20 protein-coding genes are annotated in these 26276 nt (G+C 63.8%); 11 read left to right on the top strand and 9 right to left on the bottom strand.

Going from position 1 to position 26276, the window contains the following annotated elements:
• Positions 1–244 precede the first annotated feature (244 nt).
• The 7 genes from AC1MCA_RS01160 (at position 245) to AC1MCA_RS01130 (ending at position 10098) form a co-directional block, all read left to right on the top strand.
• Positions 245–1639, top strand: coding sequence for an ABC transporter substrate-binding protein (locus AC1MCA_RS01160; protein WP_479800602.1), 1395 nt, complete (start codon positions 245–247; stop codon positions 1637–1639).
• A gap of 69 nt (positions 1640–1708) precedes the next feature.
• Entirely contained in the window at positions 1709–2650 is a 942-nt protein-coding gene (locus AC1MCA_RS01155) for an ABC transporter permease (RefSeq protein WP_479800600.1), read from the top strand.
• A complete protein-coding gene (locus AC1MCA_RS01150) occupies positions 2647–4464 on the top strand; it encodes a dipeptide/oligopeptide/nickel ABC transporter permease/ATP-binding protein (RefSeq protein ID WP_479800598.1) in 1818 nt (605 codons plus the stop codon). Before AC1MCA_RS01155 ends, AC1MCA_RS01150 begins: the two co-directional genes overlap by 4 nt.
• Positions 4461–5321 (top strand): ATP-binding cassette domain-containing protein, encoded by an 861-nt coding sequence (locus AC1MCA_RS01145; protein ID WP_479800596.1) that lies wholly within the window; start codon positions 4461–4463, stop codon positions 5319–5321. Before AC1MCA_RS01150 ends, AC1MCA_RS01145 begins: the two co-directional genes overlap by 4 nt.
• 80 nt (positions 5322–5401) lie before the next feature.
• Entirely contained in the window at positions 5402–7888 is a 2487-nt protein-coding gene (locus AC1MCA_RS01140) for a beta-glucosidase family protein (RefSeq protein WP_479800594.1), read from the top strand.
• 31 nt (positions 7889–7919) lie between these two features.
• The gene (locus AC1MCA_RS01135) at positions 7920–8906 is read left to right on the top strand and encodes an alpha/beta hydrolase (RefSeq protein WP_479800593.1); all 987 of its coding nucleotides are present in this window, start codon (positions 7920–7922) and stop codon (positions 8904–8906) included.
• Positions 8907–8922: 16 nt separating this feature from the next.
• Entirely contained in the window at positions 8923–10098 is a 1176-nt protein-coding gene (locus AC1MCA_RS01130) for a serine hydrolase domain-containing protein (RefSeq protein WP_479800591.1), read from the top strand.
• 125 nt (positions 10099–10223) lie between these two features.
• On the opposite strand, the gene AC1MCA_RS01125 is transcribed toward AC1MCA_RS01130, so the two are convergent.
• The 8 genes from AC1MCA_RS01125 to AC1MCA_RS01090 form a co-directional block, all read right to left on the bottom strand.
• Positions 10224–10802, bottom strand: coding sequence for an adenylate kinase (locus AC1MCA_RS01125; RefSeq protein ID WP_479800590.1), 579 nt, complete (start codon positions 10800–10802; stop codon positions 10224–10226).
• Between the two features lie 51 nt (positions 10803–10853).
• Positions 10854–11612, bottom strand: coding sequence for a maleylpyruvate isomerase family mycothiol-dependent enzyme (locus AC1MCA_RS01120; RefSeq protein ID WP_479800588.1), 759 nt, complete (start codon positions 11610–11612; stop codon positions 10854–10856).
• Positions 11612–12433: a fumarylacetoacetate hydrolase family protein gene (locus tag AC1MCA_RS01115; protein ID WP_479800586.1), complete on the bottom strand. Its 822-nt coding sequence runs from the start codon at positions 12431–12433 to the stop codon at positions 11612–11614. Before AC1MCA_RS01115 ends, AC1MCA_RS01120 begins: the two co-directional genes overlap by 1 nt.
• Entirely contained in the window at positions 12430–13554 is a 1125-nt protein-coding gene (locus AC1MCA_RS01110) for a cupin domain-containing protein (RefSeq protein ID WP_479800584.1), read from the bottom strand. The genes AC1MCA_RS01115 and AC1MCA_RS01110 overlap by 4 nt, the downstream gene beginning before the upstream one ends.
• A gap of 8 nt (positions 13555–13562) precedes the next feature.
• Positions 13563–15236, bottom strand: coding sequence for a (2,3-dihydroxybenzoyl)adenylate synthase (locus tag AC1MCA_RS01105; protein WP_479800583.1), 1674 nt, complete (start codon positions 15234–15236; stop codon positions 13563–13565).
• Positions 15233–17269, bottom strand: a complete 2037-nt coding sequence (locus AC1MCA_RS01100; protein ID WP_479800581.1) for an acetate--CoA ligase family protein — start codon at positions 17267–17269, stop codon at positions 15233–15235. The genes AC1MCA_RS01105 and AC1MCA_RS01100 overlap by 4 nt, the downstream gene beginning before the upstream one ends.
• The gene (locus tag AC1MCA_RS01095) at positions 17262–18833 is read right to left on the bottom strand and encodes an FAD-dependent monooxygenase (RefSeq protein ID WP_479800579.1); all 1572 of its coding nucleotides are present in this window, start codon (positions 18831–18833) and stop codon (positions 17262–17264) included. Before AC1MCA_RS01095 ends, AC1MCA_RS01100 begins: the two co-directional genes overlap by 8 nt.
• 110 nt (positions 18834–18943) lie before the next feature.
• Entirely contained in the window at positions 18944–19795 is an 852-nt protein-coding gene (locus tag AC1MCA_RS01090; protein ID WP_479800577.1) for a PaaX family transcriptional regulator, read from the bottom strand.
• A 170-nt stretch (positions 19796–19965) separates the two neighbouring features.
• Here AC1MCA_RS01090 and AC1MCA_RS01085 point away from each other — a divergent pair, with 170 nt between their 5' ends.
• The 3 genes from AC1MCA_RS01085 to AC1MCA_RS01075 are packed head-to-tail and all read left to right on the top strand — an operon-like array spanning position 19966 to position 23958.
• Positions 19966–21309: an MFS transporter gene (locus AC1MCA_RS01085; RefSeq protein WP_479800575.1), complete on the top strand. Its 1344-nt coding sequence runs from the start codon at positions 19966–19968 to the stop codon at positions 21307–21309.
• 58 nt (positions 21310–21367) lie between these two features.
• A complete protein-coding gene (locus AC1MCA_RS01080; protein WP_479800573.1) occupies positions 21368–22819 on the top strand; it encodes an aldehyde dehydrogenase in 1452 nt (483 codons plus the stop codon).
• Between the two features lie 32 nt (positions 22820–22851).
• Positions 22852–23958, top strand: a complete 1107-nt coding sequence (locus tag AC1MCA_RS01075) for an NAD(P)-dependent alcohol dehydrogenase (protein WP_479800572.1) — start codon at positions 22852–22854, stop codon at positions 23956–23958.
• A gap of 99 nt (positions 23959–24057) precedes the next feature.
• Here AC1MCA_RS01075 and AC1MCA_RS01070 read toward each other — a convergent pair whose 3' ends face one another.
• Positions 24058–24636 (bottom strand): TetR/AcrR family transcriptional regulator, encoded by a 579-nt coding sequence (locus AC1MCA_RS01070; protein ID WP_479800570.1) that lies wholly within the window; start codon positions 24634–24636, stop codon positions 24058–24060.
• Positions 24637–25087: 451 nt separating this feature from the next.
• Between AC1MCA_RS01070 and AC1MCA_RS01065 the strand changes: the two genes are divergently transcribed.
• Positions 25088–26188, top strand: a complete 1101-nt coding sequence (locus AC1MCA_RS01065) for an NAD(P)-dependent alcohol dehydrogenase (protein ID WP_479800568.1) — start codon at positions 25088–25090, stop codon at positions 26186–26188.
• Positions 26189–26276: the final 88 nt, after the last annotated feature.

Genomic DNA, 26276 nt, shown 5'->3' with positions numbered 1-26276 from the left:
TCACATCAGTCAACTTCCGCTTACCCCAAACAAAAACCTACCATGTGGTCTGTTTTCGTGTTACGGTCTTTCCCAATGGCAGTCCATGGTGGACCGTCACTGACCGTGAAAGGGACCAAAGATGTTCCGATCGAAGCGAATGGCCGCAGTTGTTGCCGCCGTTGCCCTAGGCCTCACCGGCTGCTCTGCTGGGGGAGACTCCTCAAGCGAGCAGACCTCGCAAACACTGACCCTCGGTACTCTCATGGCGCCCAAATCCTTCGCCGCTGCTGACTCCGACTTCGCCAACGTGTCGCCGTTCTACCAGGCCGTGTATGACACCCTGCTTCGCATGGAGCCGGACGGCACACTGGTGCCGATGCTCGCTACGGAGTGGAAGTATAACGACGACAAGACCGTCCTGACCCTGAAACTCCGCGATGACGTGAAGTTCACCGACGGCACCGCGTTCGATGCGGACGCCGCCAGGCAGAACCTTGAGCGGTTCAAGGCGGGAACGTCAGCAGACGCGCAGTTCCTGGCCGCCCTGCAGACCGCCGAGGCAGTGGATGCCACCACGCTGAAGCTGACCCTGTCCGCGCCGGACCCGGCATTCCTGGGCTACCTGTCCAAGGACGCGTCGTTTATGCAGAGCCCGGCTTCCTTCGGCAATGCGGATATCGCCACCAACCCGGTCGGCTCCGGACCTTATGTCCTGGACACCGCAGCCACGGTGACCGGCACGTCCTACACCTATAAGAGCAATCCGGACTACTGGGCCAAAGAACTCCGGCACTACGACAACCTGGTCCTGAACGTCTACCCGGAACAGACCTCATTGCTGAGCGCCGTCAAATCCGGGACGCTCAATGGCTCCCTCATTGATATCGCAATGATCCAGGAAGCTGAAGCTGCCGGCTACAAGAACAATGCATTTGAAGGCAACTGGGTTGGGTTGATGCTCTTTGACCGTGCGGGTACAACCAACCCCGCCCTCAAGGACGTCCGCGTCCGGCAGGCCTTGAACTATGCCTTCGACACGAAGTCCCTGTTGGATGCCGTGAACCAGGGCCGCGGTACCCCCACTACCCAAGTGTTCCCGCCTTCGTCGGCCGCGTACGACGAGTCTCTGGACTCCCGCTACGCCTACGACCCGGCCAAGGCCAAGGCGCTCTTTGCAGAGGCTGGCTACACTAACGGGTTTACCCTGCAGATGCCGTCGACACCGCTCGTCAACAGCTCGATTTTTGCGTTGATCACACAGCAGCTAAAGGATGTCGGAGTAACCGTCGAGACCATCGACGCAGGCAACAACTTCATCACCGACCTGCTGTCTGCAAAATATGCCGCAAGTTACATGATTCTGGAGCAGCAGGCGGACTGGCAGCTGATCAACATGAAAATTGCGCCGAAGGCGGCTTGGAATCCTTACAAATACTCCGATCCCAAGGTTGATGAGCTGATCGGCAAGATCCCCGGGGGCTCCGAGGACGAGCAGAAGTCTGCGGCGAAGGAACTGAACAAATACATCGTGGAGCAGGCATGGTTCGCCCCGTGGTACCGCCCGGAGAACAGCTTCGTAACTGACACCAAGACCAATGTGGAGCTTCAGACGGGCAACGTCTACCCCTACATCTGGTCCTTCACCCCCGCCTCCTAGCGGGCAGTTGCCGGACCGGGTTCCTAGCCCGGTCCGGCAGCCTCAGGAACCATCTCTAAGGACTTTCGAATGTACCGATTCGTGCTGCGGCGCCTGATTTCCGGTGTCCTTCTGCTGTTCGTCATCACCACGGTCGCCTACCTGCTGCTCTTTGCGGGCGGCGGAAATATCGCGCGCCGCCTGGTGGGTCCCACCGCCAGCGACGCCCAGGTTGCCTTGAAGGCCAGCCAGCTGGGCCTGGACCGGCCGCTCCCTGTGCAGTACTGGGACTGGCTGACCAGCGCCCTGACCGGGGATCTTGGCCGGTCCTGGTTCAACGGCCAACTCGTCACTACCGGCGTCAGCAGCCGGCTCTGGGTCACCCTCTCCCTGGTTCTTGGCGCGGTGATCATTGCGGCTGTGATTTCCGTGGTCATCGGCGTGTGGGCTGCGGTCCGCCGCGGCTGGGTTGACCGTGTGGTCCAGTTTGTCGGGGTGCTTGGCTTCGCCATCCCCGGCTTCCTGATCGCCCTCGGCCTCGTGTCCCTGTTCGCGCTGAACCTCAAATGGTTCAAGGCCACCGGATACGTCCCTATGACGACGTCGTTCGGCGGCTGGGCAGCCACCGTCACCCTGCCGATCATCGCCCTGTCCATCGGCTGCATCGCCGCAGTCGTCCAGCAGGTCCGCGGTTCACTGATCGATGCACTCCGCCAGGACTACGTCCGGACACTGCGCGCCCGCGGGCTGTCCTTCAACCGCGTGGTCTACAAGCACGTGCTCCGCAACGCCGGCGGACCGGCCCTGGCCGTGCTCGCTGTGCAGTTCATCGGACTCCTCGGCGGCGCCGTGATCGTTGAACAGATCTTCGCCCTGCCCGGCCTCGGGCAGATCACCGTGGCCGCCACCGGCCAGGGTGACATCCCGGTCGTGATGGGAGTCGTCGTCGCGACGGCCGCCATCGTGGTGGCCGTGAACCTCATCATCGACCTCGCCCAGGGCTGGCTCAATCCGAAAGTGCGTTTGTCATGACCGCTACACCCCTCGCACTGCCCGTCACGGCAGCCAAGGTTTCCCTTTTCCGCAAGCTCCTGACCCACCCCACGGGCGCGGCCTCCCTGCTTGTCCTGTTCCTGGTGGCGCTGGCCTCGGCCCTGGCGCCGCTGCTGGCAACGCATGATCCGAATACTGCGATCCTGAAGGATGTGCTGGCCAAGGCAGGCTCTGAACACCTCCTGGGCGCCGACAGCGCGGGCCGCGACGTCCTGAGCCGGTTGCTGTTCGCCGGCCAGTTCAGCCTCGCCGGCGCCTTACTGGCCCTCGCCGTCGCGCTGGTCCTCGGCGTGACGGCCGGCCTGATCGCCGGATACTACGGCGGCTGGTTCGACTCGGTCTCCTCCTGGCTTACCGGCCTGATGATGGCCCTCCCGGGCATGGTGGTGCTGCTCGCGGCCCGCGCCGTGGTGGGCCCGTCCATGTGGCTGTCCATGATGATCTTCGGCATCCTGCTCTCGCCGGCGTTCTTCCGGCTGGTTTACGCCTCCGTCACCGCCGTCCGCAACGAGCTCTATGTGGACGCCGCACGGGTCTCCGGCCTGAGCGACTTCAGGATCATCGGCCGCCACATCCTGGCCGTGGTCCGGGCACCTGTCATCATCCAGTCCGCCATGGTCCTGGGTATCGCCATCGCCATCCAGGCCGGCCTTGAGTTCCTGGGCCTGGGGGACCGGAACATCCCCACTTGGGGCAGCATGCTCAACGACGGCTTCATCAACATCTTCAAATCCCCCACCCTCGTCCTGTGGCCCGCCCTGATCATCGGCCTGGTCTGCATCGCCCTGACTCTCTTGGCCAACGCCATGCGTGACGAACTGGAACGCAGCAGCGGCCCGGTCAAGAAGAGCCGCAAAGCTGCCGCAGCTGCCGCCATCGCCGAGGCCGCGGGGGCCGCCGAGAAGCGCGGTGCGGCCGCCGTCGTCCATCCCGACGAACCGACTGAAAACGCGGGGGAGCTGTTGCTGGAAGTCACCGACCTTGGCGTCGGCTACGACCAGCCCGACGGTTCCACCACCCACGTGGTCAATCATGTGAACCTGACCGTGCGCCGCGGCGAAGTGCATGGCCTGGTGGGCGAGTCCGGCTCCGGTAAGACGCAGACTGCCTTTTCAATCCTCCGGCTCCTGCCGCAGGGCGGCCGCATCACCGGCGGGTCCATCTTCTTCGAGGGCAAGGACCTGGCCCACCTCTCCGAAAAGGAGATGACCAAGATCCGCGGGAAGCGCATCGCCTACATTCCGCAGGAACCGATGTCCAACCTCGACGGCGCATTCACCATCGGCAGCCAGCTGATGGAACCGATGCGGGTCTGCCTCGGAATCTCCAAGACCGAAGCCCGCAAACGGGCCCTGGCGCTGCTGGCCAAGGTGGGCATCCCCAACCCCGAACGGACCTTCAACGCGTACCCGCACCAGATTTCCGGCGGTATGGCCCAGCGCGTCCTGATCGCCGGCGCCGTCTCCTGCGAACCGGACCTGCTGATCGCGGACGAACCCACCACCGCCCTGGACGTCACCGTCCAGGCCGAAGTCCTGAACCTGCTCCGTGAACTCCAGGACGAACTGAACATGGGCGTGATCCTGGTGACCCACAACTTCGGTGTCGTGGCCGATCTCTGCGACCGGGTCTCCGTGATGCAGTCCGGCCGCGTCGTGGAAACCGGGCCCGTCCGGGCCATCTTCAACGACGCCCGTCACCCATACACCCGTCAGCTGCTGGACGCGATCCTCGAAGACACTGCGCCCCGCGGGCAGTACACCCTCAAGGAACTGAAAGGAGTCACGTCATGACCGGGACACTGCTCGAGATCAAGGACGTCATTGTCGAATACCCGCTCAAGGGCTTCCGCAAAGAACCCTTCAAGGCACTCAAAGGTGTCTCCCTGGACATCCGCCCCGGTGAAACCGTGGGCCTGGTAGGCGAATCCGGCTCCGGCAAAACGACCCTGGGCCGCGCGGTCCTGGGCCTGGCACCGGTCACCGGCGGCAGCATCAAATACCGCGGACAGGAAATCTCCAAAGCCAGCCGGGCCAAGCGCAAGGAACTCAGCCACGAGATCCAGGTGGTCTTCCAGGACCCCTACACCTCGCTGAACCCCTCCATGACCATCGAGCAGATCCTCACCGAACCGCTCACCGTCCGCAAAGTCGAACGCCAGGCCGCCAACAAACGCGTCGCCGACCTCCTGGACCAGGTCCGGCTGCCGCAGGACGCTGCGCACCGGCTGCCACGGGAATTTTCCGGCGGCCAGCGCCAGCGTGTGGCGATCGCCCGGGCCCTGGCCCTGGACCCGAAGCTCATCGTCTGCGACGAACCCGTCTCAGCCCTTGATCTCTCCACCCAGGCCCGCGTGATGGAACTCTTCATCGAGATCCAGGAACGCACCGGCGTCGCCTACCTCTTTGTCTCCCACGACCTCGCCGTGGTGCGGCACCTCAGCCACCGCGTCGCCGTGATGTACCACGGCGAGATCGTCGAGTGGGGCGACGGCGAACAGGTCACCGGAGCACCCGAACACCCCTACACCCAACGGCTGTTCATGGCCGCGCCCATCCCGGACCCCGACCGGCAGGCCCAACACCGTGCCGACAGGCTCCGGCTCCTGGAACTCCAGACCCAACAGGACCTCCAGGCCGGCGCCGCCTGACCCCGCGTCCGCGACAGCTTCCAGCCGCGGCAGCACAGCCTATCGATACGACAGCCGCCGGAACAGCCAAGAAAGCCACCATGGAAACCCTCACCACAGAAACACCCGCCACCAACGAGCGCGCCACCGACGCCCGGCTCCAAGCCCTCCTGGCTGAACTGACCCTCGAAGAAAAGATCCAGCTCCTGACGGGCCGGGACTTCTGGACCACCTGGCCCATCGAGAAGATCGGCCTGCGCCGCATGCTGTTCTCGGACGGCCCTACCGGTGTCCGCGGCGAGGTGTGGGATGAGCGCCAGCCGTCCATGAACTTCCCGTCCGCCGCGGCCATCAGCTCCTCCTGGGACCCCGCCATCGCGGACCGGCTCGGGGCCGCGTCCGCCGTTGAGGCACGCCGCAAGGGAGTGGACGTAGTACTGGGCCCCACCATCAACCTGCACCGCTCACCGCTGGGAGGCCGGCACTTCGAGGCCTTCAGCGAGGACCCTGTCCTCACCGCCGAACTCGCCGCCGCCTACGTCACGGGCGTGCAGCGCAACGGCGTGGGCGCCACCCCCAAGCACTACATCGCCAACGACTCCGAAACGGACCGCTTCACCGTGGACGTCAAAGTGGGGGAGCGGCCCCTGCGCGAGCTTTACCTGCTCGCCTTCGAGAAGGCCATTGTTGAGTCCAATGCGTGGCTGGTGATGAGCGCCTACAACTCGATCAATGGTGCAACCGCCACCGAGAATAGCCTGCTCGAGACCCCGCTTAACAGCGAATGGGGCTTCGACGGCGTCGTCATCAGCGACTGGACCGCCGTCCGCAGCATCAACTCCGCCAACGCCTCGCAGGACCTGGTCATGCCTGGTCCGGACGGCCCGTGGGGCGAGGCCCTGGTGGTGGCAGTGAAAGCGGGCAAGGTCCCCGAAACAGCCATCGACCGCAAGGTGCTGAGGATCCTGCAGCTCGCCGCCCGCGTCGGCGCACTCGAGGGCTTCGACGCCGTCCAAGCCGAACCGGCAGACCGGGAGGACCCCATCGCGTTCGCCCGCGAGGTCTCTGCGGCCGGCACCGTGATGGTGAAGAACGACGGCGTGCTGCCGCTGGATCCTGCGTCCGTCAAGACGGTTGCGGTGATCGGGCACAACGCCCGCTATGCCCGCACCCAGGGCGGCGGCTCCGCCACTGTGGTCCCGGAAAAGATCATCACCCCCCTTGATGGAATTCGGGAAGCCTTCGGAACGGACAACGTCACCTACAGCGTCGGCGCCGTAGTCCAGGAAGGCATCGCCGAACTGCCCCTGGAACAGCTCACCAACCCCGTCACCGGAACCCCGGGCCTGCGGGTCCGCTTCCTGGACGCGAACGGGCACGAACTCTTCGCCGAGGATCGCCGCTCCACCGCCCTCGTCTGGTTCGGCGGCGACGCACCTATCGCAGCGTCCTCCATGGTCCAGTTCCACACCATCTACACCCCGGACGAAACGGGTACAGTCCGGCTGGGTTTTTCCACCGTGGGCCACGGCCGCATCTTCGTCAATGGAATTCTCGCGCACGAAGCGACGGTCAAAGCGGTAGGAACGGATTTGGGGGCCGCATTGCTGGCTCCGCCCGCGGTCTCGGTGCCGGTCAAGGTATGTGAGGGTATCCCGATGCAAATCCGTGTGGAGCTCACGACGGACAGCGTCGGCCCATTGTCCAATACACTCGGAATAACCATCGGCGTCGAAGCCGACGATGGCGACCCGGACACCCTGATCAACGACGCCGTGGAGGCTGCCCGCGCAGCCGAGATCGCCGTCGTCGTGGTGGGCACCAACTCCAGCGTCGAATCCGAAGGCTACGACCGGACCTCCCTGGAACTGCCCGGTCTGCAGGACCGGCTGGTCCACGCCGTCGCCGTCGCCAACCCCCGCACCATCGTCATCGTGAACTCCGGCTCCCCGGTCCTGCTGCCGTGGCGCAACGAGGTCGCGGCAACCCTGATCGGCTACTTCGGCGGCCAGGAGTTCGGCCATGCCCTGACCGACATCCTCACCGGCGCCACCGAACCCGGCGGCCGGTTGCCCACCACCTGGCCCGCCACCCAGGAAGACGTGCCCGTCATCAGCGTCACCCCGGCAACGGACGGAACGCTGTCGTACGACGAAGGCATCCACATCGGCTACCGCGCCTGGCTCAAAGCCGGCACCACCCCGGCCTATGAGTTCGGCTACGGCCTCGGCTACACCACCTGGACCCTGGACGCTGCGGACGCCCCCGCAGCAGCCACGCCGGGCGCCGTCGTCCCCGTCACGGTGACCCTCACCAACACCGGGGAACGCGCCGGCAAGAACGTGATCCAGGTCTACGCCGAGCAGCCCGGCTCCGCCGTCGACCGCCCCGTGCGCTGGCTGGTCGCCTCCACCCCCGTGTGGGCCGAACCAGGCGAAACCGTCACCGCCGTCCTGGAGGTCCCCACCCGGCTTCTGGCCTACTGGGACAACGGCTGGACCTACGAACCCGGCAACTACACGCTTCGGATCGGTACCTCCGTCAGCGAACTTCCGCTGCAGGCCACGCTGGAACTGGTCCAAAACTAGCTCCTGCTCAATTAAGGAAAGGACGCGACAGATGCCCGAGACAGGCACGCAAAATTCAAGTACGTCGATCGCCAGTCAGCTGATCCGCGAGTTGGAGCTGAATGGTTCCCTCCCTGATCCTCGAACTGACACAGACCACCAGTCGCTGGTGTCCATATACCCCGAGCTTGGCGCAGTATCGGCAGTCGATATTACTGTCCTGACTCCGGAAGGAGGAGTTCCGGGACGTCTGTACCGAACTCCCGGCGAGGCCTTGGCAGGCTTCGTCTGGGTGCACGGCGGAGCCTTCATTGCCGGAGACCTGAATATGCCGGAGGCTCACTGGGTGAGCCTGTGCCTGGCGTCCCGTGGTATTTCGGTTCTGTCACTTGACTATCGCAAGGCCCTTCACGGTGTGACGTACCCTGCACCGTCGAATGATGTGCGGGCCGGGTGGCTGTGGGCCCTTGAAAACCTCAGCGAGTTAGGATTGGCAACTGCTGATGACCTGCACCTCGGCGGCGCCAGCGCAGGAGCTGCGCTGACTGCCGCGCTCACCGGACGGCTCAGGGATGATGCCGGGCAGATGCCGGCATCATTGCTGCTCGCCTATCCTCTTGTCCATGCCGAGATTCCAGAACTCAGCGAGGAACTTGGAAAGAAGATGGACGGGGTTCCTGCTGAGCTCTCATTTGGGCCGGACTTCATCCACGACATCAATCTCAACTTCGCCGGCAGCGAGGACAATTTCCGCGACCCCCACGCCTTTGCCGGAGGCGGAGATCTCCACGGTTTTCCTCCTGTGTACATCATCAATTCCGAAGCCGATACGCTTCGCGCTTCCGGAGAACTTTTTGCGGCCCAGCTGGAGGCTGCCGGAGTGTCTGTCCGGATGGAGACGGAACCAGGCAGTATGCACGGACACCTGGACCACCCTCATTCAGCGCCGGCCAAAAGCTCTGTTGAGAGAATGCTCCGCTGGCTCCGCAGCGATCGGCGACGCGAACAGGGCCCAACTGTTGGCGCAGTCCAGAACTAGAGAAAGGTCCTCAACGATGTCAATCGCCACGGGTCGCACGCATAACCATTCCACAGGGACCACCGCTCCCGGGTTCGAGGGCGTACGCGCTGAGTTTGAGGGCTACCTCGCCGACGATCCTAACTACAGCGCCCAGTTGGCCGTTTTTTGGAAAGGCCAACTGGTAGTGGATCTTGCCGGAGGGGACGGGGTAGGGAATGACACCCTCATGGGAACCTTTTCCGCAACAAAAGGCGTGGCAGCGATTGCGTTGGGCACCTTAATCAGATCCGGCGAACTCGACCTGGATCAGACCGTGGTCCACTATTGGCCGGAGTTTGGTGCCCACGGGAAGGCCACGATCCTTGTCCGGGAGCTCCTATCGCACCAGGCCGGGCTTATCAATGTAGACGGGGGACTGGAGACTGCGGACATACTGGACTCGCGCCGCGCTGCACCGAAGCTCGCGGGGCAGCGGCCATATTGGCGCCCGGGGACAGCGTTCGGCTACCACGGACTCACGATAGGAACCTTTATGGAGGAACTGGTGAGGCGCATTACTGGCCAGTCCCTGCAGGAACTCTATGAGGACTGCATCCGGGCACCCCGCGGCATCGACTTTTGGCTCGCCCTGCCTGCTTCCCAGGAGGACCGGTTCGAAGCGCTACGTCCCGCGCACCCCACCAAGGAACAGCTGGCAATGATCAGCCAGAGTCCGATGGCGCCTGACGGTCTGAGCGCCCTGATGTTCAATGGGCTCGACAATCTCGTACCACCAAACCTCGGACCCTACTCACCTAATCTCCGGGAAGTGCGGGCCGCCGGACCCGCCGCCCTTGGCGGCATTGGATCGGCGAGGGGGCTCGCTCAGGCTTACGCCGCAGCCATCGGACTGCTGGGGGAGGCACTCCTTGACCCCGATACTGTCGCAGAGATGGGACAGCAGCAAGTGTGGGGAGTGGACCGTGTCCTGAATTTCCCGACGGCGTTCGGGGTTGTTTTCATGAAGCCTCATCCCGGCTGTGATTTTGGCAGCTTCCAGGCCTTTGGCCATGATGGCGCCGGCGGAGCGCTGGGATACGCTGACCCCCTTTACGACGTCAGCTTCGGCTACATCCCGCTTCAAATGCAGCTTCCCGGTGGCGCGGATACTCGGGCGCTCCATCTCTCCCAAACCGTGCGTGCTTCTGTCCGCGCATTGCGGGCGACCTGACAATCGTTCGGCATGGGACTCTCGACGCCAGGCGTTTCCACTTACACGGGGAGCGCCTGACGCCGGAGATCTGTAAGTGCCTCTGACCAGCGCGGTTCCGCGGGAAGCCAGTGGTACGGGCGTTGCTAGGCGGCCTGGGCCGCCTTGATGGCATTCATGACGCGGTCAGTGACCTCGTCGATGCCACCGATGCCGTCCACCCGGGTCAGGATGCCGCGCTCGGCATACTTGGCCACAACGGCCTCGGTTTGCTCGTGGTAAAGGTCCAGCCGGTGCCTGATGACGGCTTCATTGTCGTCGCTTCGGCCGGTTTCCCTGGCGCGGCCCAAGAGCCGGTGGACGAGTTCCTCGTCATCGGCCGTCAGCTGCAGGACGACGTCGAGCTTCTCTTCGCTGTTGGCGAGGATCCCGTCGAGGTAGTCCACCTGCGCAGTGGTGCGCGGGTAGCCGTCCAGGAGGAAGCCGCCCTCGACGTCGGACTCGCTGAGGCGGTCACGGACCATCTTGTTGGTCACGCTGTCCGGAACGAAGTCGCCGTTGTCCATGTACTTCTTGGCTTCGATGCCAAGCGGCGTCTCGCCCTTGACGTTGGCGCGGAAGATGTCACCGGTGGAGATCGCCACGACGCCGAGGCGCTCAGAAATACGTTCCGCCTGTGTTCCTTTTCCCGAGCCGGGAGGTCCAATAATCAACACTTTCGTCATCGCAAAAGCCCTTCGTAGTGACGTTGCCGCGGCGGCGCGCTGGACCTGACGCTAGATCCATTTGGGGGCTGCGGGGACGGTGTCCCGTGGTGCCCCGTCCTGGGTTGCGGTGACGGCGTGGGTGCCGCGGCCGGTTGCCCAGCGGACCACGCCGGCGAGTGGGCCGGTGATCACCACCGGCGTATCTGCGCCGGTGTCGCCGAACGCCATCTGCTGTTGCTGGTCCGTGACCTTGATCAGCAGCCCGGCAGCTGTGCCGCGGGTTGCCCAGGCGGAGGTGATGTCCTGGAGCAGGCGGGCCAGGACCGGGACCGGGATATCGGAGAACGTGGCTCCGTTGTCCAGGTCCACGGCGTGGGTCCAGACTTCCCGGGTGCGCATCCACACGGTTTCCTCGGCAGGAACAATCCGGCCTTGGGCGGTTTTGACCTTGTGGTGCCAGGCATCGGCTGGCAGGTCGCGCCATTCGACGTTCAGGTGCACCGCTGAGTGGTCAAAGAGGTGCCGCAGCGCTATCGGCGGCAGGGTGGCCCCGAAATTGATTTCGTGGTCCCTGATCTCGGTGGAGGCATACATGGGTGTTTCCACCCCGGTGGCCGCCCACTCAATCAGACGCGCGATGGCCCGCGCGTTGTAGCCGATGTGCGCGGTGACGTGCCGCCGGGACCAGCCCGGCAGCAGCGACGGGCCGTCGAGGTCCTCGTCGGAGAGCTCGTTGAGCTTGCGGGCGAAGAACGCGGTCCCGCGGCGGGCCTGCAGCAGCGATTCGAGCAGCTGCGGGTCCGTCGTCCGGTCGTGGCGTGCGACCATCAGGACTCCTTGACCACGCGGTTGTTCAGCTGGCCGAGGCCTTCGATGGTGGTGACCAGGAGCTGGCCTTCCTGGAGGTAGCGCTTGGGATCCTGGGCGTGGCCCACACCTCCCGGGGTGCCGGTAGCGATGACATCGCCCGGGTTCAGGGTGATGATGGTGGAGATGTAGGAGACCAGGAACTCCGGGGTGAACACGACGTCGTTGGTCGGCGTGGACTGCTGGACCTCACCGTCGACGGCGGTGGTCATGAGGCCGCCGGTGAACTCGTCCCTGGTCACCAGGGCCGGTCCGAACGGGGTCGACTTTTCCCAGGTCTTGCCCTGCAGCCACTGGATGGTGCGGAACTGGTAGTCGCGCATGGACACGTCGTTCAGCACGGCGTAACCGGCGATGTGGGCGGGGGCGTCGGCTTCGGAAATCCGGCGGCCGGTCTTGCCGATGACGACGGCGAGTTCGGACTCCCAGTCCACGGTGTCCGATTCCTGGGGGAGGGCCAGGTCATCGTTGGGCCCGATCAGGGATTCGGCGTACTTGGCGAACAGGGTGGGGTACTCGGGGACTTCCCGGCCCATTTCCTTGATGTGGTTGCGGTAGTTGTGGCCCACGCAGATGATCTTGCCCGGCGCCGGAACAACAGCGTCCAGGTCTGCGCCCTCGAGCGGGTGGGTGGCGCCTGCGGCAGCGGCGGCGATGGACTCCCAGGAGGGGTTCTTCAGGAGGGCTCCGACGTCGGAGAAACCTTCGATTTCGGTAAGCGTATCGCCGTCCTGGCGGACAGCCCTGGTGCCGTTTTCAGTGCGGAGGGTGAGGAGTCTCATGCGTTCTTGCGTCCTTCGGTGTAGGTGCGGTTAAAGTTCAGCCGTTCAAAAATGGGGGCGTCGCTGAAGCGGAACAGGTCAAACCCGGTCTCGGCCTGCAGGGACCACTCGGCCCAGGACGGGACCACGAACAGGTCGCCCTTTTCAAGGTTCCGGGTTTCGCCGTTCAGCACCACGCTGCCGCGGCCTTCGAAGACCTGCCAGACGCTGGAGCCGACCTCACGGACGGGCTCGGTGGCGGCGCCGTCACGGAAACGGTGGAATTCGGCCCGGATGGTGGGCATCACGTCCCCGCCGGTGGTGGGGTTGGTGAAGCGCACGGCCGCGTGGCCCTGGGAAACAGTGGCCGGGTGGCCCTCGTCCTCCAGGAGCAGCTGCTCGGTCAGGGCCCGGTCGGTGTATTCCCACCGGTACGCCGCGATGGGTGAGCTGGTGGTGTCATCCAGGCCCGAAAGCGGACGCAGGCCCGGGTGGGCCCAGAGCCGCTCGGAGCGGGAGATGTGAGGGGTGGCCTCGTCCGTGACGCGCTCGGTGCCGAACTCGAAGAACCCGGCGTCAGCGTAATGCACGAACGGGATGTCCAGGCCGTCGATCCAGGCCATCGGCTCATCAGTATCGTTGTGGTGACCGTGGAAGTTCCAGCCCGGGGTCAACAGGAAATCACCGCGCGACATCCGGACCGGATCCCCGTTCACCACGGTCCAGACCCCTTCGCCCTCGACCACGAACCGGAACGCGTTCTGGGAATGGCGGTGCTCAGGGGCCGTCTCACGGGCACCCAGGTACTGAATCGCAGCCCACAACGTCGGGGTAGCGTACGGGGTGTTGCCCAGGCCCGGGTTAGCCAGGGCAATCGCCCGGCGTTCCCCGCCGCGGCCCACCGGCACCAGATCCCCGGCTCGCGCGGCCAGCGGGTACAGGTCGCTCCACCGCCACACATGAGGCACGGCCTTCGGCGAGGGCACCATCGGCATCAGATCCCCGATCTGCGTCCACAACGGGATCAGGTTCTCACGGTCAAAGTCCCGGTACAGCTCTTTGAGCTGGGCAGCCTCTTCGGGCGTCGGCTCAGGAAGAGTCTGGTTGGCGGCAACGGAGGCATGCGTAAGATTCTCGGTCATGACAGTCCCTACTTTCCTTGCGAGCCGGCAGCCGCCAGGCGTTCGGCGATGTCGGCGCGGAGGTCCTTCTTGTTGATTTTTCCCACTTTGGTGGTGGGCAGTTCATCCACGACAACGAGGTGCTCGGGGATTTTGAAGGCCGCCACGCCGGTGCGGCGCAGCAGGTCCTGAATCTGCTCGAGGGTGACTTCGGCCCCGGGTTTGACGGTGATGTAGAGGCACAGGCGTTCGCCCAGGACCTGGTCCGGCATGGCGATTGCCGCGGCCATGGTGACGTCCTCGATCCGGTAGACCAGGCTCTCGATCTCCTCGGCGGATATCTTTTCGCCGCCCCGGTTGATCATGTCCTTGTCCCTGCCCTGGACAATCAGGTTTCCGTCGGGGCGGCGCTCCACAATGTCACCGCTGGCATACCAGCCGTCCGGAGTGAAGGCACGGGCGTTCGCTTCGGGCGCGCGGTAATAGCCGCGCGGGGTGTAAGGACCGCGGGTCAGGATGGACCCCGCGACGCCGTCGGGGAGGTCCTCACCGAACTCGTCCACAATCCGGACTTCGTCGGCTTCGGACACTGGGCGGCCCTGCGTGGTGCAGATGACGTCTTCAGGGTCGTCCAGCCGTGTGGTGTTGATAAGGCCCTCGGCCATGCCGAAGACCTGCTGCAGAGTAGCGCCCAGGACCGGCTTGACCTTCCGGGCGATTTCGTCCGGCAGCCGGGACCCGCCCACCTGGAGTACCTCGAGGGTGGCGAGCTGGCTGGTGCCGGTTTCCTGCTGGTATTCGATCCACCGCTGGGCTACGGCCGGGACTGCGGTCGACAGTGTCACTCCTTCACGTTCGATGGCGGCGAAGGCTTTGCGCGGTTCGGGGCTTGGCAGCATGATCACTCGGCCGCCAGCGAACAGGATTCCGAGGATGCCGGGGCATGCCAGCGGGAAGTTGTGGCTGGCGGGAAGGGTCCCGAGGTACACGGTGTCCTCGGTGACAGCTGTGGGGATGGAGCAGGCCTTGATGTTGTAGGCGTAGTCGTTGTGTGTCCTGGTGATGAGCTTGGGCAGGCCGGTGGTGCCGCCGGAGAGCAGGAACAGTGCGGGCGAATCGGGTGAAGGGGCCGCGGCGTCCAAGCGTGCCCGGGCGGCGGAGACGTCCTTTACTGGGGCCAAAATCTCCTCGAGACGTACGTTGAGGGGCTTTGCCGTACCGGAAACGAGGATGATCTCCAGGGTGGGAATGGATGCCGCCAGTTCTTCGGCCATGGCTTGGTGGTCAAAATCCTTGATGAGGTCCGGCACGGCAATGGCCCGGGCTTCGGAGAGTTCGGTGAGGAAGGAAAGCTCGTACTGCCGGTGTGCGGGCAGGGCCATGACGGGGATGATGCCGGCCCGGAAGCAGGCGAGGGTCAGGACGGTGAACTGCCAGCCGTTGGGCAGCTGGACCATGATGCGGTCATCCGGTTTCAGGCCCAGCTGCAGGAGCCGTTCGGCGGCGGCGTCCATTCTGTTCGCGAGTTCGGCGTAGGTGAGGCGGACGTCCCCGTCCACTACAGCGGTTTTCCCGGGAAGCCTGTCGGCGGTGTCCAGGATGTAGGCGCCCAGCGGGCGGTCTTCCCAGTAGCCTTTTGCGCGGAATTCTGCGGCGAGGTCCGCCGGCCAGGCGATGGTGCCTTCACTGGTGTGGCTGGTCATTCTGTGTCCTCCTCGACATTGATGACGACGGCGTCAAGGGCTATGAGCCCGTCACGGGTCAAGCGTAAGGGGTTGATTTCGATCTCTGCGATCGAGTCGTTGGAAACGAGTGCTTCGCCCAGCCTGACCAGAACCGCTGCGAGTTCTGCGGTGTCGAGCATGGGTCCGGAGCGGAAGCCATAGAGCAGGTCGCGGGCCTGCAGCTCGGCGGGCATGCCCTCGGCCTCACGGGCGGACAGCGGTGCCGAGCGGATGGAAACATCGGCGTAGACCTCTGCGGCGGTACCACCGAGGCCCACCACAACGATCGGTCCGAAGACCGGGTCGCGGCGGACGCCGACCACCAGGTCCACTCCGGATGGGGCCATTTCCTCGATCAGGAATTCGCGGGCCCCGGCCGCCTCCAGTCCGTCCAAGGCCCGGTCCATGGCGGCGGGGGAGTCTACGCCCAGGTGGACTCCGCCGATCTCGGTTTTGTGCAGGACAGCGGCATCAAGCAACTTGACCGCAACAGCTCCGCCGATCTCGGCCAGGGCGTGGTGGGCCGCAGCCCGGGTGGCGCAGCTGCGCCGTGCAGGGGTGGCGATATCCAGTGCGCCGAGGAGTTCCTTGGCGCGGTTCTCGTCCCAGGGTCCTTCCAGGTCCGGCCAGGTGAATGTTCCGGCCGGCGCCTGGGAGCGCTGGAACCGGCCTCTGGCATCGTTGACCAGGGCACTGATCCCGTGGGCCAGGGACGTTGGTCCACTGAGCAGGGGCAGGTCATGTTGAGCGGCTGACTTATGGGCGCGTTCCAAGTCACCGTCAGGGCCATCAACGCCGATGAGGAACGGCGTCGTGTTCGAAGCTCCGGAATTGGCGACCGCGAGAGGAAGATCGGCGACGGGTTCGGTAAGTCCGTAGACGGCCACGACGTCGATGGCAGGGTCGGCTGCCACCGCGGCCACAATTTTCTCGTACCCGGGTCCAGGGCGGCCGGTGTCCACGGGGTTTGCCTGGAACGTTATCGGCGGAAGCAGCGTCGCGATGGTGTCCTGGCTGGCCTGCGCCAGCCGGGGCAGGGTCACGCCGGCGCTGTGCAGGGCGTCGGCAATGAGCAGGCCGGGGCCGGCCTGCCCGGTGATGAGCCCGACGCCCGGATTCGCCGCGGGCGACAGCCGGCGTCCAGTGAGTGCGGTAACGGCAGCCACCAGCTGGTTCTCGTCATCGACGATCACAGCGCCGGCCTGTTTAAGGACCGAACGCGTGGTGCGCCAAGACGTAGCCAACGCGCCGGTGTGGGACTGCGCGAACTCGGAAACGTCGTTCCGGCCAACCACAAGGGCCACCACCGGCTTGACGGCACTGAGGCGGGCGACGGCGTCGACCAGAGCCGGGCCGTCGGCGACGGTTTCCAGATGCAGGGCAACGGCCTTGGTCTGCTTGTCAGAGATCAGGAAGTCCAGGACGTCGGGTGCTGTGATGTCCGTGCCGGCGCCGATGCCGACGGCGAGGCTGACGCCCACTCCGGCCCGCTGCAGGTGGAAGGCCAGGACATGGTTGACGCCGCCGCTGGCTGCCACCACAGCCACAGAACCGGGTTCCAGTTCTGAGACGCCGGGCACGAAGCTCGCGCGGAGGTTCCGGTGCGGGACGAAGTAGCCGGAGGTGTTGGGGCCGAGGAGCCGGATGCCGGTCTCGCGGACAGCTGCCTCCACATCGTTGGCGAAGCCGATGCCGGGCCCGCCTGCTTCGGCGAAACCACCGGCGCAGACCAGTGCGGCTTTCACGCCGTTAGCTGCGCTGTCGCGCAGGGCCTGGGCGGTAGCCGAGGCCGGTACACAGAGTACTGCGAGATCGGGGCCACCGGGGATCGCCGCCGCGGCGCCGGCGATGCTGGTGTGCATTCCGTTTTCGCCGCGGTTGTTCACGAGTTCAACAGGACCCGGGAAGGCGGAAAGTGATTGCGCCATGACGGCGCCGAGTTTCTCGGGGCTGGCGGAGGCTCCGACGACGATGATGCCGCGGGGCGCGAAGAGGGGAGTCAGGTTATGCATCGGTTGCCCCCGCTGTAGTGGCGACGGCGTCGGCCCGGCCGGAGAGGACCAGCGTCAGGGCGGAGACGGGACCCCTGTCATCGACGATGACGCTCGTCAGGCCGCGGGCCAGCCGGGCTTCCTCCGAAAGGAGGATGCGGGTGAAGGGGTTGCCGCCCTGGATTACAACAGCTGCAGCCTGGGCAGGCAGCTGGCCAAAGGAGGCGGGTAGGCCTTGCTCGGTATCCGGTGCGGTGAGCAGCAGTCCCGTGGTGGCGTCGGCCTCGGCAGGATCGGTAACCAGTTTGATGCTTCCGCCGGGGCCGGTCAGGCTCAACTGACCGCCTTGCTCTGCCACGGCAAGTTCCCGTCCAGTGAATGTTGCGGATCCGGCGTTGAGCGGTGTTTCCAGCGGGGCGTGTCCGTGCCTGGCAAGCCAGTCTTCTTCCACGGACTCAACAAAGCCGGCATCGCGCTGGCGGATCTTGTCGATGGTGATGCTGCGGGAGAAGAAGTGGAACGTGAACTGGGCGGGGTCGAAAGCGCCGTAGTACCTGCCGAAATGTTCCCACCAGCTCAGCCCGCCGCGTGCCTGGTTCTGGATCTTGGCCACCTGCGGCTGACGTTCGTTTTCGTAGTTGACGAAAGCGGTCTCAAGGTCATCCTGGTGCGCGGCGATTTCACGGACCAGGGTGATGGCGTCTTCCATGGCCATTTTTGTGCCGGAGCCCACCGAGAAGTGTGCAGTGTGCACGGCATCGCCGAGCAGCACGACGTTCCCTTTGTGCCAGGAGCGGGTACGGCGGGTGCGGAAATTAGCCCACCGCGAGTTGTTGGCCACCAGCGGCTCACCGGCGATGTCCTCGGCGAACAGCTTTTCGAGGAACCGCTGGGTCTTCAGGTCTGACGCGCCCGGGGGCTGTGAGGCATCGAACTCGTCCAGGCCGGCTTTCCGCCAGGTTTCCTCGTCGGTTTCGACGATGAAGGTGCTCAGTTCATCGCTGATCGGGTAGCCGTGGACGGCGAAGTTGCCGAATTCGCTCTGCCGGTGGACGAACGTCATGCCCTTGAACTTGTAGCTGGTGCCGAACCAGATGAACTTGGCCGTGGCCGTCTCGGCCGTGTGGCCCAGGTCTTCGCCGAGCTGTTCGCGCGTGGAGGAGTTGGCACCGTCGGCGCCCACGATCAGGTCGAAACCTTCCAGCCGTGACAGCTCAGGCACGTTCTCGCCGAAGCGCATGTCGACGCCGGCGTCCGCCGCCCGTTCCTGCATCAGGTGGAGGAGGGTCTTGCGGTTGATGGCAGCCATGCCGTTGCCGCCGAAGGACTTCCGCTCGCCCTTGAGCCAAACCTCGATGTCGTCCCAGTGGGTGCCGAAGTCCTTCAGGCCGTTGCGGACAACAGGATCTGCGTCGTTGATCCGCTCAAGGGTGGCGTCGGAGAAGACCACGCCGAACCCGAACGCATCGCTGGCCTGGTTGCGCTCGAAGAGCACCACCTCGGCCTCCGGAACGCTCTGCTTGAACAGGGTTGAAAAGAACAGTCCGCCGGGACCGCCGCCAATGCAGGCTACGCGAAGTGCCATCGATGCCACCTTCTAAAAGTTTGGGAAGTCAGTGAGATAGGTCTCCCCAAGATTATGTAACTTCTTTAGGGTGAACGTCAAGTAATCGTTACATGTTGACCTTGCCTACGCTAAGCCCCGACTTCCTGCCCCAGGATGACCTCCTGTCCCTGCTGGACAGGCTGACCGATAATGCCCGAGACGAAAGCTGTGGCTTCGGGTCCGAGCTGCCTGTGTACGGCCCCGAACAGCCGGTAGGCCTCGCCGCTGGGCCAGCCTTCGGGCTGCAGTTCGGGCGGCAGGTAGGGGTCGCGGAACGGGAAGCGGCGAAAGTCCCCGATGATTTTCATTCGTTCAATGAGTGCCATTCGCCCGTCTTTATCCGCGTTCGCGGCCTCGTCGTCGAGAGCGGCATAGGAGCGTATGAAGTGCTGGTAGTCCCGGCCCAGCTGATCCAGATCCCAGCATCGACCGGCAAGGCCCCTGTCCTCCTGCAGGTCGCCTGTTCCGCACCAGAGGGCATCGACTTTGGCCAGCGGATACTCTGCGGCGATTTCGCGGACTTCGGACATGAGGTCATGCGGACTCAGCCATGTAGATGGCGACAGCTGACCGAACCCATGCCAAGCGAGTTGTTTTCGGAGCTGCTCGCGGACGGCCCGTTCTGATTCCGGGACCTGATAAATAGCCATGGTCCAACGGCCCTCCCAGCTTTCATCCCGGCGCCGGAAGATCCGCTCGCGACCCTCGTTGAGGATGTCGAGCATGTGCGGGGTCAGGGAGTAGACCGTCTCGCGACCGATGCGCCTGGTGGTGAACCAGCCCTCCTTTCGCAGCCGGGACAAGTTGACGCGGACCGTCGCGGGTTCGATATCAAAGACAGCCAGGAGTTCCGTGATGTCGGCAAGGCGAACCTCGCTGCCGGCGTATCGAAGGTAGTCCCCGAATAAATCCAGGATCAGGGCTCTGGGTTTCCACTGCATAGGGCTCCTCTAGCAACTTTGACCCTCTCAGGGATCATCCAACAAGAAACGTGCAACACCACTATTGACGAGCGGCAGTTCTATGTTACATTCGATTGTGGGTCAGATCACAGCTGATCGCCCAAATCTCTGGCACATCACAATGCTGTGTATATCACCTGGAGCCCCCAATGACTTTCCCCCAGTCCTCATCGACGGCACGCGCCCGCAAATCGCCCGGCCTCGTAATCTTTCTGTGTTTCCTCGCCATCGTCTTCGACGGCTACGACCTTGTCGTCTATGGCGCAATTGTTCCCAAGCTCCTGGCCTATGAGCCTTGGGGTCTGACTCCGGTGGAGACAGGCGCCATCGGCAGCTACGCGTTGGCGGGCATGTTCATAGGCGCCATCCTGATCGGATACCTTACCGACATCGTCGGCCGCCGGAAGGTCATGATGGTTTCAATCGCCGCCTTCTCGTCCCTGATGCTCCTGACTGCCTGGGCGCCCACCCCGGAGCTCTTTGGATTGTTCCGCTTCCTGGCGGGGCTCGGCCTGGGCGGTGTCATTCCGACGGCGATTGCGCTGACAGTGGAGTTCTCCCAGTCGAACCGCCGTAACTTCAACAACGCCCTGATGTTCTCCGGCTACGCCGTCGGAGGTATTCTCGCCGCGCTCCTGGCCCTGGCATTCCTGCCTACCCTCGGATTCCAAGGAATGCTGGCTCTGGGTGGCATTCCCCTTGTCACTGTCGTCCCGTTGCTGTTCAAGTTCCTTCCCGAGTCCCCGGCCTACCTCGCAGCAAAAGGTGAGCGGGACAAAGCGGAGCGCATCGTTTCGGAATATGGGCTGGAACCGTTGCCGCGGGAACGGACTCACACTGACGCGCCCGAAGCCGGTCGCTTCCGCACCCTCCTGACCGGACGGCTGCTCGGAGCTATGCTCCTTTTCTGCCTGGCCGGAATTTGTGGTCAGACGCTCGTCTACGGGTTGAACACATGGCTGCCGCAACTTATGGTCATTGCTAAGTACTCGCTTGCGTCTTCGCTGACCTTCCTGCTCACGGTCAATATTGGAGCCGTCGTGGGAGTGCTGGTGTCATCGCGTCTGGCGGACCGCTTCGGCCCACGCAGGGTCACGGCAGTCTCATTTGCCAGCTCGGGAATCGCGCTGGTCCTCATGGGAACGGGCATTATGCCACTTGTGGCCATGTACGCCCTGGTTGCAGTGGTGGGCTTCGGATCCGTCGGCGCCCAGATCCTGGTTAACGGCTTCGTTGCCACGTACTTCTCCGGCGCAACCCGTGCCACCGCCCTTGGCATCACGTTGGGAATAGGCCGGATCGGTGCAGTACTGGCCATCGCCGGGGGCGGGGTCCTCGTGGCTGCTGCGCTCGGAAATTTCATCAACTTCTCCGTGTGGGCCATCGCTGCCGCGGTCGGCGCCATAGCCGTACTGTCTGTACCCCGCCTTCCGGGAGCCGAGCTCAAAGCCGCCGATACCGGAACCGAAGCCAGCAGCAACGTCCAGCACTAAAACCCTCGAAGCGAGCCGCCGGATAGTCCCGGCGACTCAACCAACAAAAGGAGTCCCCTTGCAGACGCAACTCATCATTGACAACCAGCCCCGTGACGGCCGTGAAGGGAAGACTTTTGAACGGCGGAACCCGGTAACGGGCTCACTTGTGACCGAGAGCGTAGCAGCAGGTGTGGAAGACGCCCTCGACGCGGTGGAGTCGGCTTCCAAAGCGTTCACGACGTGGTCGACCACTGGCCCAACTGAAAGACGCGCCGTGATGCTGAAGGCCGCGGAGATCATGGAACGTCGAGGCCCCGAGTTCATTGAGACCATGATGGCGGAAGTAGGCGCAGCCCAGCTGTGGGCGGGTTTCAATGTGTTCCTCACGGCGCAGCTGTTTCGAGAAGCGGCGGGACTCGCCACTCAGATTCAGGGTGAGACCCTCCCGACGGACAAACCGGGAACCCTCTCGATGACCGTCCGGCAGCCTGCAGGCGTCGTGCTCAGCATGGCGCCCTGGAACGGGACCGGCGTGCTCGCCGCCCGCGCTATCGCCTACCCCATCGTTTGCGGTAACACGGTGGTCTTCCGGGCGTCGGAAACCAGCCCGAAGACTCATGCGATCATCGCGGAGGTCCTGCACGAAGCCGGCGTACCTGCCGGGGTCCTGAACTTCCTGACAAGCACTGCCGAGGACTCTGACAGGGTGGTGGAAGCCATCATCGCTCACCCGGCTGTCCGCCGCATCAACTTCACTGGATCAACCGCAGTGGGGCGCATCATTGCGGAAAAGGCTGCACGCTACCTCAAGCCAGTCCTTCTCGAACTCGGGGGCAAGGCACCTTTCGTGGTCCTTGACGATGCGGATATCGATGGCGCCGTCAACGCGGCCGTCTTCGGGTCTTTCCTTTACCAGGGCCAGATCTGTATGTCCACGGAGCGATTCGTTGTTGACGAAAGTGTTGCGGACGAATTTGTTGCAAAGTTTGCGGCACGGGCAGCCCAGCTGACTGCCGGCGACCCCGTTACCGACGCGGCTTGCATTGTCGGCCCCATGATCCGCCAGGAATCGGGTGCCCGGATCAATGGGCTGATCGATGATGCACTGGCCAAGGGAGCTGAGCTTGTGGTCGGTGAGCGTGCCGACGGCGCGTCGATGCCTGCCACGATCATCGACAAGGTGAGCCCGGAAATGTCCATCTACGACCAGGAATCCTTCGGGCCGATCACCACGGTGGTCCGCGTGTCCGGCGTCGAAGAGGCAGTCCAGGTGGCAAATGACACCGAATACGGTCTCGCCGCTGCTGTCTTCGGTGCGGACAGCACCCGGGCTTTGCAGGTTGCCATGCGAATTCAGGCCGGACACGTGCACGTCAACGGCGCCACCGTCCAGAACGAGGCCCAGGCTCCCTATGGCGGCATGAAGAACAGCGGCTATGGCCGGTTCGATGGCCGGGCAGTGATCAACGAGTTCACGGAGCTCAAATGGATCACTGTGGAGCAGTCCGACCAGCAGTACCCGTTCTGATCAGCCGCCAGACCAATTAAAAGAGGAAAGTTATGACAATGCAGGTAACCGCAGCAGTGGCCCGCGAGCCCCGGCAGCCATTAATTATTGAAGAGCTTCAGCTGGACGATCTCCGCCCGAATGAAGTCCTTGTCAAAATGGTGGCCACGGGTGTGTGCCACACGGACGCGATCGTACGCGACCAGGTCTATCCGACGCCGCTGCCCGCCGTCCTTGGACACGAGGGTGCCGGCATCGTGGAGAAAATCGGCGCTTCGGTTACCACTGTGCAGCCCGGAGATCATGTGTTGCTCGCGGCTGCCTACTGCGGAAAATGCGACCGCTGCCGGTCCGGGGAGATGGCCTACTGCGAGAACCTCTTCGCAGCGGACTTCGGAGGCCGGAGGGCTGATGGGAGTACCGCCCTCAGTAAGGACGGTGAAGTGATCTCCTCCCACTTCTTTGGCCAGTCATCGTTCGCTACGTACGCCAACGTCGTTGAGGAGAGCGTCGTCCGCATTGGTTCCGACGTGCCGCTTGAGATCGTTGCACCCTTAGGGTGTGGCATTCAGACCGGCGCCGGTGCTGTGCTCAATGAACTCAAACCCGCTTTGAACAGCACGCTCGTGGTCATCGGTACGGGCGCAGTTGGGTCCGGGGCCATCATGGCCGGCGGGGTAGCGGGCTGCGCCCGCATCATCGCGGTGGACATCCACACCTCCCGGCTGGACCTCGCCAAGGAGCTTGGTGCGACGGACGTCATTAATACGAAGGAGCAGGACCTCACCGACGAAATCCTTCGCCTGACGGATGGCCGCGGAGCTGACTACGTCATCGACACGACAGCCCGGCCCGAGCTGCTCCGCAAAGCCGCCGACGCGTTGGCCCTCCGCGGCACCCTGGCCCTGGTAGGTGCTGCGAAGCCTGGAACGGAAGTCTCTTTTGAAATTGGGCTCTCGCTGGTCAAGGGCTGGACCTTCAAAACCGTGATTCAGGGCAGCTCCGTGCCTCAGGTCTTCATCCCCAAGCTCATCGAGCTGTGGAAGGAAGGCCGCTTCCCCATGGACAAGCTGATGCGCAACTACACCCTGGACGAGATCAATCAGGGCTTCGAGGACTCCGCCAGCGGGACCGTCATCAAGCCGGTCATTGTGTTCTGAGCTGCGGGCAGTTTCCTGACTTCCAGGAGCTCGTGATCTTAGGTGAGAGGACGACGGCGGGCGCCAACCCGCCGTCGTCCTCTCCCTCGTTAATACGGTCTAATCCGGGCGCCCGGCATCCTGAGCAAGCAGTTCAACGGTCCGTTTTACAGCCGTACGCCTGCGTTCTTGGTCCGGGGTTCCTGTTACCACTTGAAGAATGTTGGGGCTCGATATCCAAGCATGGCAGAGCGTGACGATGGTCAGCAGCAGGTCCTCCGCTCCAGCTTCGCTTATCGCCGGCAGCGCGGTGCGGACCTCGCGCACTTTGTTCGCTGACTGAAAGGCTCGTTTCTCGGCACCGACGGGGTGGGCTCGTTCGAGGCCCTCCCATGACGTCAGGCGCGCCAGACTTGGATGGCTCGCAGCGAAGTCGAAGTACCGTCCGGCAAAGTCAGCTACCGCCGACGGTCCGGAACCGCCGATCGGCAGGTCATCCAGGGCTGTGACAAGTTCACGCGTGAGTGCCGCCTCAAACAGCTTTGCCTTGTTGCCAAAGTAGAAATAGATCCGCTCCTTGTTGCAGCCTGATTTTCTTGATATCTCGTGTATGCGTGCCCCTGAATAGCCGCGCTCAGAAAACTCGCCGATGGCAGCGTCGAGGAGCCTCTCCTGCGTTGCGTCCGTGTCCCAAGCCATTGTTCCATCCTAACTCCAACCGTTCGTTTGGAGTTCTGCTAAGTCGGTGGTTAGTATCATTTCCAACCGAACGTTTGGAGATTGAGTGGAACACGAAGGCAGGGCGCTTGCGGCTGACGAGACCGATTCTCATCACCGTCTGCCCGTCGGCGTTGCGTCGGTACACGTGAGGGCCGTAGTGACGTGGATGGCCATATTTCCTCTGGCCGCGGCCGGGATGTGTGCGTTGGGGGCAGCGGTTCCTCAATGGCACCCCATCCTTCGCGCCTTCATATTGACTCTTGTGGTGGTACCCGTCGCCGTCTACTTCGCGGTGCCCCGCCTGCTGCTGCTTCAGACCCATCTGGGAAGGGCGGCGCGCGCCAGAGCGCTGCGCCGTGCGAATCGCATCTAGCGGGTTTGCGACCGTAGGGGTGCTTTGTCGTCCCGCCCTCATGACAAGGAGATTGCAGTGCAAGTAACTGCCGCTGTCGCGCGCACCAAGGGTGCGCCATTCACGATTGAACAGCTCGAACTGGACGCCTTGCGACATAACGAAGTAAGAGTCCGCATGGTCGCGACCGGGATTTGCCACACGGACACCCTCGTCCGTGACGGGATCTATCCCACTCCGCTGCCTGCCGTTCTTGGCCATGAGGGCGCAGGGGTCGTGGAGGCGGTCGGCGACTCGGTTGTTTCTGTTGTACCGGGAGATCACGTGGTGTTGGCAGCCGCATACTGCGGTCACTGCAAGCGGTGCCGAAACGGCCAGGTGGCGTATTGCGAAAACCTGATGGCTGCCGACTTCGGAGGGCGGCGTCCTGACGGCTCGACGTCGCTGGGTAAGAACGGTGAGCCCATCTCGTCGCACTTCTTCGGTCAGTCGTCCTTCGCGACGTACGCGAACGTCGTTGAGGAGTCCATTGTCCGCGTGGACAAGGACATCCCCCTCGAGCATCTCGGCCCCCTGGGTTGTGGGATCAACACCGGGGCAGGCACTGTCCTCAATGAACTGAAGCCGGAAATAGGCTCTTCACTTGTCGTTTTCGGTACCGGCGCAGTCGGCTGCGCCGCAGTCATGGCGGCCCGTGTTGCAGATTGCGCCGTCATTGTCGCCGTCGACATCCATGATTCCCGCTTGGAGCTCGCCCGCGAGCTGGGCGCCACTCACGTCATCAATTCAAGGACGGAAAATGTTGCGGAGCGCCTGCGGGACATAACAGCTGATGCCGGCGTTGACTACGTGGTGGACACTACGGGCATCCCTGCGCTGCTCCGCCAGGCAGCTGATGCGCTGGGCGTCCGCGGAACGGTTGCCCTCGTCGGGGCCGCGAAGCCGGGTACCGAGGTCAGCTTCGAAATCGGCGCTTCCCTGGTCAAGGGATGGACCTTCAAAACGGTGGTCCAGGGTAGCTCCGTGCCACAGGTCTTCATACCCCGGTTGATCCAGCTATGGAGGGATGGACGATTCCCGTTCGAAAAGCTCGTGAAGGACTATACCCTCGAGGACATCAACCAAGGGTTCGAGGACTCCAAAAGCGGCCAGACAATCAAGCCGGTTATCATTTTCTAATCACGAGCCACAGGCCTCTTCTTACAGTGATTTGTTTCTGTAAGAAGCGCATTCGTGTCCGCTTGCCACAGGCGGAAGGGACCTCCAA

It is taken from the genome of Arthrobacter sp. BK1, from assembly GCF_056680055.1.
The sequence above is the reverse complement of the archived record's forward strand: the minus strand, read 5'-3'. Positions and strand labels throughout refer to the sequence as shown.